This is a genomic window from Gordonia sp. 852002-51296_SCH5728562-b (assembly GCF_001665475.1).
In the GTDB taxonomy this organism is placed as follows: Bacteria; Actinomycetota; Actinomycetes; order Mycobacteriales; family Mycobacteriaceae; genus Gordonia; species Gordonia sputi.
On sequence record NZ_LZMI01000008.1, the window covers coordinates 76,120 to 87,670 of the forward strand.

Annotated in this window: 15 protein-coding genes; 10 read left to right on the forward strand and 5 right to left on the reverse strand. The window is 65.4% G+C overall.

The window, feature by feature from the left end; genetic code table 11:
- Positions 1 to 4 precede the first annotated feature (4 nt).
- The 6 genes from A5766_RS01470 to A5766_RS01495 all read left to right on the forward strand — a co-directional run bounded on the left by A5766_RS01470 (position 5) and on the right by A5766_RS01495 (position 4,761).
- Positions 5 to 250, forward strand: coding sequence for an MbtH family protein (locus A5766_RS01470; RefSeq protein WP_005208412.1), 246 nt, complete (start codon positions 5 to 7; stop codon positions 248 to 250).
- The gene (locus A5766_RS01475) at positions 243 to 1,346 is read left to right on the forward strand and encodes an ABC transporter ATP-binding protein (protein ID WP_005208413.1); all 1,104 of its coding nucleotides are present in this window, start codon (positions 243 to 245) and stop codon (positions 1,344 to 1,346) included. Before A5766_RS01470 ends, A5766_RS01475 begins: the two co-directional genes overlap by 8 nt.
- The gene (locus A5766_RS01480) at positions 1,336 to 2,118 is read left to right on the forward strand and encodes an ABC transporter permease (RefSeq protein ID WP_005208414.1); all 783 of its coding nucleotides are present in this window, start codon (positions 1,336 to 1,338) and stop codon (positions 2,116 to 2,118) included. The genes A5766_RS01475 and A5766_RS01480 overlap by 11 nt, the downstream gene beginning before the upstream one ends.
- 47 nt (positions 2,119 to 2,165) lie before the next feature.
- The gene (locus tag A5766_RS01485; RefSeq protein ID WP_005208415.1) at positions 2,166 to 2,825 is read left to right on the forward strand and encodes a sigma-70 family RNA polymerase sigma factor; all 660 of its coding nucleotides are present in this window, start codon (positions 2,166 to 2,168) and stop codon (positions 2,823 to 2,825) included.
- Positions 2,818 to 3,690 (forward strand): anti-sigma factor, encoded by an 873-nt coding sequence (locus A5766_RS01490; RefSeq protein WP_005208416.1) that lies wholly within the window; start codon positions 2,818 to 2,820, stop codon positions 3,688 to 3,690. Before A5766_RS01485 ends, A5766_RS01490 begins: the two co-directional genes overlap by 8 nt.
- Positions 3,691 to 3,768: 78 nt before the next feature.
- A complete protein-coding gene (locus A5766_RS01495; RefSeq protein ID WP_005208417.1) occupies positions 3,769 to 4,761 on the forward strand; it encodes an alpha/beta hydrolase in 993 nt (330 codons plus the stop codon).
- A gap of 4 nt (positions 4,762 to 4,765) precedes the next feature.
- Here A5766_RS01495 and A5766_RS01500 read toward each other — a convergent pair whose 3' ends face one another.
- Positions 4,766 to 5,098 (reverse strand): LuxR C-terminal-related transcriptional regulator, encoded by a 333-nt coding sequence (locus A5766_RS01500; protein ID WP_051994091.1) that lies wholly within the window; start codon positions 5,096 to 5,098, stop codon positions 4,766 to 4,768.
- Positions 5,099 to 5,540: 442 nt separating this feature from the next.
- Between A5766_RS01500 and A5766_RS01505 the strand changes: the two genes are divergently transcribed.
- Entirely contained in the window at positions 5,541 to 6,287 is a 747-nt protein-coding gene (locus A5766_RS01505; protein ID WP_005208419.1) for an acetoacetate decarboxylase family protein, read from the forward strand.
- A 135-nt stretch (positions 6,288 to 6,422) separates the two neighbouring features.
- Positions 6,423 to 7,436: a pirin family protein gene (locus A5766_RS01510; protein ID WP_005208420.1), complete on the forward strand. Its 1,014-nt coding sequence runs from the start codon at positions 6,423 to 6,425 to the stop codon at positions 7,434 to 7,436.
- A 32-nt stretch (positions 7,437 to 7,468) separates the two neighbouring features.
- Here the strand turns inward: A5766_RS01510 and A5766_RS01515 are convergent, their stop codons facing one another.
- Positions 7,469 to 8,134: an FMN reductase gene (locus tag A5766_RS01515; protein WP_005208421.1), complete on the reverse strand. Its 666-nt coding sequence runs from the start codon at positions 8,132 to 8,134 to the stop codon at positions 7,469 to 7,471.
- Entirely contained in the window at positions 8,131 to 9,240 is a 1,110-nt protein-coding gene (locus tag A5766_RS01520) for an LLM class flavin-dependent oxidoreductase (RefSeq protein ID WP_005208422.1), read from the reverse strand. Before A5766_RS01520 ends, A5766_RS01515 begins: the two co-directional genes overlap by 4 nt.
- A 146-nt stretch (positions 9,241 to 9,386) precedes the next feature.
- On the opposite strand from A5766_RS01520, the gene A5766_RS01525 reads away from it, so the two are divergent.
- Positions 9,387 to 9,893: a hypothetical protein gene (locus A5766_RS01525; protein ID WP_005208423.1), complete on the forward strand. Its 507-nt coding sequence runs from the start codon at positions 9,387 to 9,389 to the stop codon at positions 9,891 to 9,893.
- Positions 9,894 to 9,997: 104 nt separating this feature from the next.
- Positions 9,998 to 10,612, forward strand: a complete 615-nt coding sequence (locus A5766_RS01530) for a DUF4190 domain-containing protein (protein ID WP_005208424.1) — start codon at positions 9,998 to 10,000, stop codon at positions 10,610 to 10,612.
- A gap of 15 nt (positions 10,613 to 10,627) precedes the next feature.
- Here A5766_RS01530 and A5766_RS01535 read toward each other — a convergent pair whose 3' ends face one another.
- Together A5766_RS01535 and A5766_RS01540 are read right to left on the reverse strand one after the other, a co-directional pair.
- Entirely contained in the window at positions 10,628 to 10,933 is a 306-nt protein-coding gene (locus A5766_RS01535) for a hypothetical protein (protein ID WP_064903119.1), read from the reverse strand.
- A 308-nt stretch (positions 10,934 to 11,241) separates the two neighbouring features.
- Positions 11,242 to 11,475, reverse strand: coding sequence for an MbtH family protein (locus A5766_RS01540; protein ID WP_064903141.1), 234 nt, complete (start codon positions 11,473 to 11,475; stop codon positions 11,242 to 11,244).
- Positions 11,476 to 11,551: the final 76 nt, after the last annotated feature.

Genomic DNA, 11,551 nt, shown 5'->3' on the forward strand with positions numbered 1-11,551 from the left:
ACTCATGACCAATCCGTTCGACGACGTCAATGGCGTCTTCCTGGTGCTGGTCAACCACGAGAACCAACACTCGCTGTGGCCCCAGTTCGCGCCTGTCCCCGCAGGCTGGCGTCGGGTGCACGGGCCGTCCGACCACGACGACTGCCTGCGCTACGTCGACGAGAACTGGACCGACCTACGGCCGAAGAGCCTCATCGAAGCAATGGAAGGGAGTACGCGTGCCGACCACAGGACGACACAGGATGACTGAACCCATCAACATGGCTGAACCCATCAACATGACTGGGCCCATCGACGCGGATACGCCAGACACGGCCACACGCAACGCACTCGAGATCCGCGGTGTACGAAAGGTATTCACCTCCGGCCTGCTGCGCCGCGGGCGCGCCGTGATCGCCGTGGAGGATCTCGACCTCACCATCCCGGCAGGCACCGTGCACGCGCTGCTCGGGCCCAACGGTGCGGGCAAGACCACCACCGTTCGTATGGTGGCGACCCTGCTGCGCCCCGATGCCGGCACGGTGACCGTCTCCGGGATCGACGCGCTGCGCGAACCCGACCGGGCGCGTGAAATCATCGGTGTCTCAGGGCAGTACGCCGCCGTGGACGGCACGCTCACCGGCTTCGAGAACCTGCGCATGGTGGCCCAGCTCTACGGCCATCGTCGACGCGACGCGTCGGCCCTTGCGCGCGACATGATCGCCGAACTCGGACTCGACGATGCCGCCGACCGACCGATGCGCACCTACTCGGGCGGCATGCGGCGGCGACTCGACCTCGCGGGAGCACTCATCAACCACCCGCGACTCGTCATCCTCGACGAACCGACCACCGGACTCGACCCACGCGGTCGACGCCAGATCTGGGACCTGATCGCCGCGCAGGTGGATGCGGGAACCACCGTCTTGCTGACCACCCAGTACCTCGAGGAAGCCGACACGCTTGCCGACGAGATCACCGTCATCGACCACGGACGAATCCGCGCGCAGGGTAGTGCAGACGAGCTCAAGAACTCGATCACCCCGGAAATCCTCAGTGTCGAGTTCGACGGTGAGCACACCGTCTCCGAATCCGCTGTCGTCGCACGAACATTGGCGGCGATCGGCGTCGGAAACCCGCATCGGTCGGAAACAGGGACATGGACGGTGCCGGTCGCCGACGGCGCCGCCGACATCCCGGATGCCATCCGCGCGCTCGACGCGGGAGGCACACCTGCACGCAGCGTCTCCGTCGCCGGACCGACACTCGACGACGTGTTCCTTCAGCTGACCGAGCACGCAGTCGACGACGACACGAGCGCTACGACGACGCGCCTCGACACACGGGAGCCCGCCGATGTTCACTGACACCGCAGTCCTCGTCGAGCGCAATCTGCTCACTGTGCGACGTATCCCCACCCTGCTCGTCAGCGCGACCATTCAGCCGCTGATGTTCGTGTTCCTCTTCGCCTATGTCTTCGGCGCGACCTTCGGAGGACACTCCTACCGCGAGTACCTGATGGCCGGGATCTTCACGCAGACGGTTGTTTTCAACGCGGCGTTCACCACCGTGGGACTCGCCAACGACATGTCCGACGGAATCATCGACCGGCTGCGCTCGCTGCCCATGTCACGACTGGCAGTCATCGCAGGCCGAGTGGGCTCCGACATGCTGCTCGGCCTCGTCGGACTCACGGTCATGGTAATCAGCGGCCTCGTCATCGGCTGGCGGGTCCACGGCTCGCTCGCCGACGCGGCAATCGCATTCGGGGTGATCATCGTGTTCGCGCTCGCGATGGCATGGGTCGGTGCGGTCACCGGACTGATCGCACCCAATGTCGAAGTGGCGCAAAGCATCGGATTCTTGTGGATGTTTCCGGTGACCTTCCTGTCGTCGGCCTTCATCTCCGCGGCAAGCCTGCCGGGGCCGCTTCGGACGATCGCCGAGTGGAATCCGGTGACAGCCGTCGCCACCACGAGTCGCGATCACCTCGGCAACGGCGCGCCGTCGAACTTCGTGCCACCGTCCGGGTGGGTCGCCGACCACGCGCTCGCCTACTCGATCGGCTGGAGCGTGGCGATCCTGGCGGTGTGCATGCCGTTGTCGCTGATGCTCTATCGGCGCGCGGCAAGCAGATGAGTCATCGGCCCGATGGGCGCGCCGATGTCGATCCGACACGACGCCGTATGGACCGAACCGCCACACCCGAGCTCGGGCGTGGCTACGGTGGTGGAGTGACATCGGGCCACGCAGCGACGGGAGACGACGACCGCCCCGCAGGCTCGACGTCGGAAGCCAGCACCCTTCGTGATCTGTTGACCGCCTCTTCCGGCGGCGACCGCGCTGCATTTTCTCAGCTCTACGACCTCACCAGCGCGCGCATCTACGGCCTCGCCCTGCGGGTGATCCGTGACGTGCACTACGCCGAGGAGATCGTACAGGAGTCGTACCTGCAGTACTGGCAGAAGGCCGACCAGTATCAGCCGTCGCGCGGCTCGGTGATCACGTGGATGATGACGATCGCGCACCGGCGCGCCGTCGACCGTGTCCGCACCGAAGAACTCCAGCAGCGCAAAGCCGCCGAGTACGGCGCAGGCAACGCGAGCACCCCGCACCCGATCCCGCTCGAGGTGGTCGTCGACCGCGAGGAGACCCGCACCCTGCACACGTGCCTCGATCGGCTGACAGAGCTTCAGCGCGCCAGCATCGAGATGTCGTACTTCAACGGCATGACCTACCCCGAGGTCGCCGCGGTCACGTCCACTCCGCTACCGACCATCAAATCCCGCATCCGCGACGGCCTCCGACGGCTCAAGAAGTGTCTGCACGGAGAAGCCGATGGCTGACACCGAGTGGCTCGACGACCACGTCGAGCTGTACGCCATCGACGCGCTGACGCCCGCCGAGACCGAACGCGTGCGCCGCGAACTCGACGACCTCAGCGCCGTCGAACTCCGGATCTACCTCGCCCGCATCACCGACATCCAGTCGGCCATCACCGACCTCGCGAGTGGATTCGCACTCGCCGCGCCCGCCGAACTGCGCGCGACGGTCCTCGACCGCGCATTCAGCGCCGACCCGGAATCCGTCTCCGACACCGAGCAACGGGGCGTCTCCGACACCGAGCAACGGGGCGTCTCCGACACCGAGCAACCGGGGACCGCCGAGAGTGACTCAGAGCCAGGGACCGCCGAAAGTAACTCAGAGCCGTCGGCCGTCGTCCCGATCGACCGTGCGCGCAGCAGACGCGGGCGCGCGGCACTCGCGGTCGGCGCCGCGGCGGTCGCGGTGGCCGTCGCACTCGGTGCGGGTGTACTCATCGGGCGCACCACGGCGCCGGAGCAGACACCGTCGTCGACCACCGCCCAACAGGTGTCCGACATTCTCGCCGCACCGGACGCGCGGTCGACGGTTTCGTCGCTCGCCGACAATCGGGGCACCATCACCGTCGTGAGTTCGAAGTCGGCGAACCGCGCCGTAGCCGTGGTGCGTGACCAGCGCAATCCCATCGCCGCGGACCAGACGTTCCAGTTGTGGCTGATCGGCAAAGCAGCCACGCCGGTGTCGGCGGGCCTCGTCGCGGGTACCGGCTCCGCTGCCCCGCACGTGATCGATTCGCTCGACGACTCGTCCGTGCTCGCGGTGACCATCGAGCCACAGGGTGGATCGCCTCAACCGACGACAGATATCCTGACGCAGGTCGCGCTGTAGCCGCGACGCACGGCTACGGGGTGGAGATCGCCGAGAGGGCGGCCTCGGAGAAGTCCCGAGTGATCGCAGGAGTGAACAATGCGTCGACAACACCTGATCTGGCTGACCCTTGGGCTCATGCTGGCCGCGTTCCTCGGGGCGACAGCACCCGCACAGGCGGCGCCGACGTCGAGCATCGTCAGTTCCACCGACGATTCACCCCAGCAGGTGACGCTGATGGTGCACTCGGCGTCGATGGATCGAATCGTCCCGGTCACGGTGTTGACCCCGAAGAACCGCACCCGTGCGGCACCGACGCTGTACCTGCTCAACGGTGCAGGCGGTGGCGAGGATTCGGCCACCTGGGATGCCCGCACCGACTACAAGAAGTTCTTCGCCGACAAGAACGTGTATGTCGTGACCCCGATCGGCGGTGCGTTCTCGTACTACACCGATTGGCAACGCGACGACCCGGTCCTCGGCCGCAACAAGTGGCAGACGTTCCTCACCAAAGAGCTGCCACCACTGATCGGCAAGCGCTTCCCGACCACGGGAAAGGTTGCTGCAGCGGGCATCTCGATGGCCGGGACCACGGTGTTCAACCTCGCGCTCGCTGCCCCCGGTCTGTACCGCTCGATTGCCGCGTTCAGCGGCTGCGCGCGCACCAGCGACCCGGTCGGGCAGCAATACATCCGCTTCGTCGTCGAGAACCGCGGCGGAGGCAACATGGTCAATATGTGGGGACCGCTGAACGGACCCGGCTGGCGGGCCAACGATCCCTATCTCAACGCGGCGAAGCTACGCGGCACCAGGGTCTATATGACCGCGGGCACCGGGCTTCCCGGCAAGCACGAACGCCTGTCCGATCCGTCGATCGACGGCGACGGGCTGGTACTGGCGAACCAGGCTCTGCTCGGCGGCGCGATCGAGTTCGGCATCGATCAGTGCACACGCCAGATGGCGACGCGCCTCGCTCAGCTCGGCATTCCCGCCAAGGTCAATCTGCGTCCCGCCGGAAGCCACTCATGGGGCTACTGGCAGGACGACCTGCACCAGACCTGGCCGTCTCTCGCCCGCGACATCGGGGCGTGAGACCTCACCAGCGGTCGAGGCTGGTGTAGCCGTCCTGCAGAGCGCGAGCCAGCAGGTGCGTCTTCGTCGGGGCGGGGCGACCCGCGGCCGTGTACTTCGTGCGAATGCGCGCGAGGTGGGTGCTCACGGTCGAGGCTGAAATGAACAGCGTCGCCGCGGCGTCCTCTTTTGATTCCGCACGCAGCCAGGTCAACAACACCTCGACCTCGCGGCGCGACAGCATCGGCCGACGTGCCACGGCGGCGTCATGGCCGTGGCGGTAGTCGTCCATCCGGGCGATCTGGGCGGAGCCGAATGAATTCGACGCCGCGCCGCGATCTGCGACAACAGGGGACACAGGCACGGGCGATGGCGCCCCGAGGGCACCCCCGGTCTCTGTTACTACGGTCACCGTTACGTCCTTACATCATGTCGTTACGACAGCGATCCCCAACACTCAGCAAATAGTAAGGATTAGGTCTGACATGTCGGTAGTCCCCTAAATGGGGCCTTTGTTGCATTCGCAAGAATCGGCGCCGAAAGCCGCACGCTAAATGTGTGTCCCATCGACAGATGTGGGCGCTGCAGCAGCCACATCTATCGATAAGACACACATTCAGACCGGGAGAGCAGACGGTATGCCAAACTAGAACACGTTCTTGTTTGTTCGTCGCGGCACGCTCGGGCGCTCGCTGCCAGCACGCGGCTGCCCGCGTACTTCGCTGCCCGAAGTCGCCGCCCGAATACATCGCTGCAGAAAACGTCGCCGCCCGAATACATCGCTGTCAGAAAGGGGCCTCATGTCCTCCCCGTCGACCCACACCGTCGCAGGTACCACGCTCACGATACCCGTCGAGGTCAGAGATGCGCGGTGCATCGCTGCGGGATTCACCGCCGACGCCGACGCGATGGCGAGAACCATAGCGGCGTCGGGCGCCTCTCCGCTTCGTCCGCTGCGGATACGCCCGGGCCGCGGCATGGTGATGCTGGTGTTCGTCGACTATGTCGACGGAGATCTCGGCCCGTACAACGAGTTCGGGGTGTGCCTGCTCGTCGAGAATCCGACTGCGCCCGCGTCTCCGCTCAGCGCGCTCGGCTCTGTGGTGCGCGGCGATGCGCACGCGCTGATCCATCGACTCCCCGTCGACGGTGAGTTCACCCGACAGGCTGGACGCGGGATCTGGGGCTTTCCCAAGTTTCTCGCCGATTTCGATGTCGACCACGATGGCTCGCGTAAGCGCGGCAGTGTTTCGGAGGACGGACGCCTCATCGCTGCCCTCGAGACCGCACCGGGCCTGCCGGTCCCCGCGGCTCCGGGCGACGCGGAACTCACCGCCTACTCGTGCCTCGACGGAAAGCTGCGCTCCATACCGTGGCGACTCGGATCGCTGAGCGGCGTCCGGGCCCGCATCGGCGGCGCAACCCTCACGCTCGGCGGACACCCGATCGCGGACGAACTACGCGGCCTGAAGTTGGCCCGGCACGCCGCCATCACCATGTCGGTGGGACACCTGGCCATGACGTTCGACGACGCGACCGATCTCTGAGATTCGGCCTGCCGGCAGCTCACCGATCGCACCGCGCACGCGTCGTCGACCCGACTGTTCCTAGACTGGCGTCATCAGCCCCAAAGGCCGAAAAGCCCAAAGCCGAAAAGCACAGAAGCCGAAAGGCGTGACGCCATGAGCAACCTCGAAGCACATCCGGCCGAAATCGACTGTCAGACCGAGGTCGAGAACGCCGACCCCGATCACGACGGATCGCTGCGGGTCGAGGTGCTCACCGCGCGCGACGTACCGCTCGGCGGCCCGCGTGCCATGACTGTCCACCGCACCCTGCCGCAGCGGGAGCGGTCGCTGATCGGAGCGTGGTGTTTCGCCGACCATTACGGACCCGACGACGTCTCGGCCACCGGCGGCATGGATGTGCCTCCGCATCCGCACATCGGATTGCAAACGGTCAGTTGGCTTTTCACCGGTGAGATCGAGCATCGGGACACGATGGGCAATCATGCGATGGTGCGTCCGGGCGAACTGAACCTGATGACTTCGGGCCACGGCATTGCCCATACCGAGGTCTCCACTCCCGACACCACGGTCCTACACGGCGTGCAGTTGTGGGTCGCACTCCCGGCAGACGCGGCGAACACCGCTCGCTACTTCGCCCATTACGCGCCGCCGGCGATCACCGTCGGCGGCGTGACGGCACTCGTCTTTCTCGGGACGTTGCTCGGCAGCACGTCGCCGGTCGAGACGTTCACGCCGCTACTGGGCGCTGAACTGCGCATCCCGCCGGGAACCGACGTCACCCTCGACGTCGACCCCGGATTCGAACACGGATTCCTCGTCGACTCGGGACGCGTGGAGATCGTCGATTCGACGACGGGCCCGCTCGAGCGCACCGAACTCGGCTACGTCGGAGTCGGTGCCGAAACCGTCGTCCTCGCCAATCGCGGCGACGACGACGCGCGGGTCATCGTGCTCGGTGGCGCGCCGTTCGACGACGACATCATCATGTGGTGGAACTTCGTCGGCCGCACGCACGAGGAGATCGTGGCAGCGCGCGAGGAGTGGATGGCCCACAGTGAACGCTTCGGCCAGGTGCAGGGGTACACCGGCGAGGTGCAGCATCTGCCCGCGCCGACACTTCCTGGCACACGACTGCGCGCCCGGGAGAACACTCCCGGGCGCGCATAGACGGTCAGTCTGTTTCGGCCAGTCTCTATCGCTCAGTCGCCGGCCAGCAGGCGAGCGAAGTTGGCGATGCCCGCCTCCTCGCCCGCGTATATCCGCTGCTCGCCGCGATCAGCGTCCGAGGCCTGCGACGCAACCGCCCGCCGATTCGTTCCGGTGGGCATGAGCGCCACCAATTGTGTTGCGGCCCGACGGATTCGGTCGGACAGCGTTGCCGTGTCGCCGGAGGTCGACGCCCAGTCCTCCGACGCCGCGTAGACGCCGGTCGGTACGACGACGGTGCGCAGGTAGCCGAACAACGGACGCAGCGCGTGGTCGAGGACCATCGAGTGCCGGGGGCTCCCACCGGTCGCCGCGATGAGTACCGGCTTACCCTCCATCGCATCGACATCGACGAGGTCGAAGAACGACTTGAACAGGCCTGAGTACGACGCGTTGAACACCGGGGTCGCGACGATGAGCGCGTCGGCGTCCTGCACGGACCGGATGGCGTCACCGGCAGCACCGGTCGCGAAACCGGTTGCCAGCGAACGCCCGATGTCGACGGCGAGATCACGCAGATCGATGATCTGCACGTCGACATCGCCGCCCTGCGATCGCACGAGCGACGCGGCGTCGTCGGTGAGCCGGTCGACGAGCATCCTCGTCGACGACGGTTCACTGAGTCCGGCGTTGACCGCGACGAGCGTTACCGGCTTCATGCGTTCACCTGTGCTTCCTGCCCTGCAAGCTCCTCTGCGTCGCGTTCCGCGACGAGCGAGGCGTGCGTAGGAGCGTCGGGAACGTCGGCCGGGCGCCCTTCCGCGAACCCCTTGCGGAGTTCGGGGAGCACCTCGCCGAGCTCATCGAGCTGCTCGAGGACCGTCTTGAGCGGCAGGCCCGCGTGGTCGACGAGGAACAGCTGGCGCTGGTAGTCGCCGAAGGTGTCGCGGAACGAGAGCGTGCGGTCGATGAACTCCTGCGGGCTGCCGACGGTGAGCGGCGTCTCGCGACTGAAGTCCTCCAACGACGGTCCGTGCCCGTACACGGGCGCGTTGTCGAAGTAGGGACGGAACTCGTTGACGGCGTCCTGGGAGTTCTTCCTGATGAAGAACTGACCGCCGAGTCCGACGATCGCCTGGTGCGCCTTTCCGTGTCCGTAGTGCTCGTAGCGCTCCCGATAGAAATCGATCAGTCGCTTTGAGTGCTCAGCTGGCCAGAAGATGTGGTTGGCGAAGAAGCCGTCGCCGTAATAGGCGGCCTGTTCGGCGATTTCCGGGCTGCGGATCGACCCGTGCCACACGAACGGCGCGACGTCGTCGAGCGGACGCGGCGTCGAGGTAAACGACTGCAGCGGGGTGCGGAACTTGCCTTCCCAGTCGACGACGTCCTCGGTCCACAACCGGTGCAGCAGGTGGTAGTTCTCGATGGCCAGCGGGATGCCCTGACGGATGTCCTTGCCGAACCACGGGTACACCGGGCCGGTGTTGCCACGACCGAGCATCAGGTCGACGCGGCCATCGGCAAGGTGTTGCAACATGGCAAAGTCCTCAGCGATCTTGACCGGGTCGTTGGTGGTGATCAGAGTCGTCGCGGTGGAGAGGTGCAGCTTGCTTGTCTGAGCTGCGATGTAGGCGAGCGTCGTCGTCGGTGACGACGAGAAGAACGGTGGATTGTGGTGCTCGCCGATGGCATACACATCGAGGCCGATGTCCTCGGCCTTCTTCGCGATCGCCACCGACGCCTTGATGCGCTCATGTTCTGTCGGCTCGACTCCCGTCGTAGGGTCGGCCGTGATGTCGCTGACGGAAAACAGTCCGAACTGCATGTCATGCCTCCTGGAATGACGGATACGAAACCTTTCACTCGCCATAACCGGACCACGGTCCGGTTAATTCCCACGCGAGGTACCGCCCCTTGTCGACGTCAAGCGATCGGTTAGTGTGGCCTTACAATTCGTCGTCAGGAGTAGCAATGAAGCTTCGGAAGTCTCTCGCGGCAGCCATGATCGCGGGCGCCGCACTTGTCGCTGTAGCGGGCTGTTCAGGTTCGGACAGCGCCAGCGATACCGTCGCAAGCGCCACCAGCAAGGTCACCGAGGCGACGAGCCAGGCCGCCGCGGCCATCGCGGGCCTGACCAACTCCGACGCCCAGGGCATCCTCCGCAAGGCCGTCGACCCCAACACTTCGTCCGATGAGCTCGAGAAGGTCGTCGACACCAGCAACCCGGTCACCAAGACCGCGATCCAGGCGTACGCCAAGGGCGCGTCTGCAGCGGGTTACGGACCCGATGTCTACACCGTGACCGAGGTCAAGAAGACCGGCGACAACGCTGCTGATGCCAGCGTGGAGGTCAAGAGCCCGCACACGTCCAACCCCGCCAACATCACGCTCTCGTACGTAAAGGTCGACGGCGAGTGGAAGCTGTCCGGCAATGCCGTCACGCAGCTCTCGTCGATGATGGGCCAGCACGGCGGCTGATTCGCCGTCTCGGGCAACACCGATACACCCACACCGCGCCGTTCCGGATTTTCTTCTCCGGGGCGGCGCGGTGTGCGTCGGTAGACTCGTTGCGAGGAGGGCCGATGCGAACCGAACACCACACCGCGCCGATCGAACCGGCGATCACCGATCGTTACCAGCGCTGGCCACAATCGAACGTGCTCGAGTCGATGTCGCTGCCCTTACTACCGGATTCCCCGTCGGGTTCTCATACCCCCGACAGCCACTCCGGGCCGGTCACGACCCACGCGCAGCGGCCGCAACGCAATCCGGTGCCCATTGAGGGCCTTCGCGTACGGACACGAGATACATCCCGAGATACTCCGCTACCGGAGGTCGGCGACTACTGGGACCTCGCCCATCGCGAAAACGCGATACTCATGCCGACGGTGATCCCGACGGTTCATCCGGTATCGCTCGTGGGCCAGGTGCCTGCGCAGCCACGAACGTCTCCCTTGACGACGGCGTCGTTGGTGACCGCGTTGGCGGCGTTCCCGCTCATTCCGGTACTGGGCATCGGCGGGGTCGCGGGGCTCATGTCGATCGCGCTCGGTGCCGCAGGTGTTCGACAGATCCATCGACACCCGACCCGCTATCGCGGCAGCGGCCGCGCGGTCACCGGAATCATCCTCGGAACCATCGCGGCCGTGATCGGCATTCCGATCCTGCTGCTCGTGCTGGCGATCGCCGGGTTGTGACGAGCTGTGGGTCGCTCAGCCCGCGACCTGCAGGCCACCCGCAGAGGGCGGCAGGTGGCGACTGAGCCACCCGACGACCTGGTCGACAATCACGCTCTGCTCGTCGACGTCATCAAGCGAGGCAAGCGCTGGCATCGTGTGCATGATGGCCGCGTAGAACGCGGACTCGCGCGACATTCCGTACTTCTCGACGACTGTGCCGTAAGACGACAGCGCGCTACCGAGCTCGCCATAGGTGACCATGGTGCCCGACACACGGACGGCGGGCATCCACGGCGTCACCTGCGCTCGGGACTCGATGTCCTGTAGCAAATCGTTCATATGCCCGTCCCCCGAGTCGATGATGACAACACCTCAACCACTCTCCCCAGTGGACGCGGCGGCTCTGGTACCACCAAGCATTCCCTGTCGGTAACGAATTGAGAAACAGCTCGTTTGCAAATTGTGACCTATAACACATCAGAGAGAGAAGTCCAACCCTCCGCAAATGTAACTCCGGAGACAAATCTTCACCAAGGGGACCAACGATGCTGGAGTGAACTTGAGACACCGTCGTGATACTTCTCGTTACCGCCGGGCGTCCACCAGGCGGTCTTCGCCATCGAGCTCCGTCCCTGGCGACGCGACGTTCAGTTCACCTCTCCGGCGGACTTGTCCGCTTCCATCGCGTCGATGAGGCTCTTCGGACGAAGATCCGTCCAGTTCTGCTCGACATACTCCAAACACGCCGCCCGACTGTCCTCGCCGAAAACCTTTGTCCATCCGGCCGGGATGTCGGCGAACGTCGGCCAGAGCGAGTGCTGGTTCTCATCGTTCACAAGCACGAAGAAGCGTCCGTTTTCGTCGTCAAAGGGGTTTGTCATGATGAATCCTTCCAATCGTCGGCGGTCGTTCCGCCCGGTCCCTTAGTACAGCCTAATTAGTCGCCTGCCGGTCCGA

What these genes read in the sequence shown, in the direction of transcription:
- A5766_RS01470 (WP_005208412.1), top strand. Translation starts at nt 5, where the DNA reads ATGACCAATCCGTTCGACGACGTCAATGGCGTCTTCCTGGTGCTGGTC.
- A5766_RS01475 (WP_005208413.1), top strand. Translation starts at nt 243, where the DNA reads ATGACTGAACCCATCAACATGGCTGAACCCATCAACATGACTGGGCCC.
- A5766_RS01480 (WP_005208414.1), top strand. Translation starts at nt 1,336, where the DNA reads ATGTTCACTGACACCGCAGTCCTCGTCGAGCGCAATCTGCTCACTGTG.
- A5766_RS01485 (WP_005208415.1), top strand. Translation starts at nt 2,166, where the DNA reads ATGGACCGAACCGCCACACCCGAGCTCGGGCGTGGCTACGGTGGTGGA.
- A5766_RS01490 (WP_005208416.1), top strand. Translation starts at nt 2,818, where the DNA reads ATGGCTGACACCGAGTGGCTCGACGACCACGTCGAGCTGTACGCCATC.
- A5766_RS01495 (WP_005208417.1), top strand. Translation starts at nt 3,769, where the DNA reads ATGCGTCGACAACACCTGATCTGGCTGACCCTTGGGCTCATGCTGGCC.
- A5766_RS01505 (WP_005208419.1), top strand. Translation starts at nt 5,541, where the DNA reads ATGTCCTCCCCGTCGACCCACACCGTCGCAGGTACCACGCTCACGATA.
- A5766_RS01510 (WP_005208420.1), top strand. Translation starts at nt 6,423, where the DNA reads ATGAGCAACCTCGAAGCACATCCGGCCGAAATCGACTGTCAGACCGAG.
- A5766_RS01515 (WP_005208421.1), bottom strand. Translation starts at nt 8,134, where the DNA reads ATGAAGCCGGTAACGCTCGTCGCGGTCAACGCCGGACTCAGTGAACCG.
- A5766_RS01520 (WP_005208422.1), bottom strand. Translation starts at nt 9,240, where the DNA reads ATGCAGTTCGGACTGTTTTCCGTCAGCGACATCACGGCCGACCCTACG.
- A5766_RS01525 (WP_005208423.1), top strand. Translation starts at nt 9,387, where the DNA reads ATGAAGCTTCGGAAGTCTCTCGCGGCAGCCATGATCGCGGGCGCCGCA.
- A5766_RS01530 (WP_005208424.1), top strand. Translation starts at nt 9,998, where the DNA reads ATGCGAACCGAACACCACACCGCGCCGATCGAACCGGCGATCACCGAT.
- A5766_RS01535 (WP_064903119.1), bottom strand. Translation starts at nt 10,933, where the DNA reads ATGAACGATTTGCTACAGGACATCGAGTCCCGAGCGCAGGTGACGCCG.
- A5766_RS01540 (WP_064903141.1), bottom strand. Translation starts at nt 11,475, where the DNA reads ATGACAAACCCCTTTGACGACGAAAACGGACGCTTCTTCGTGCTTGTG.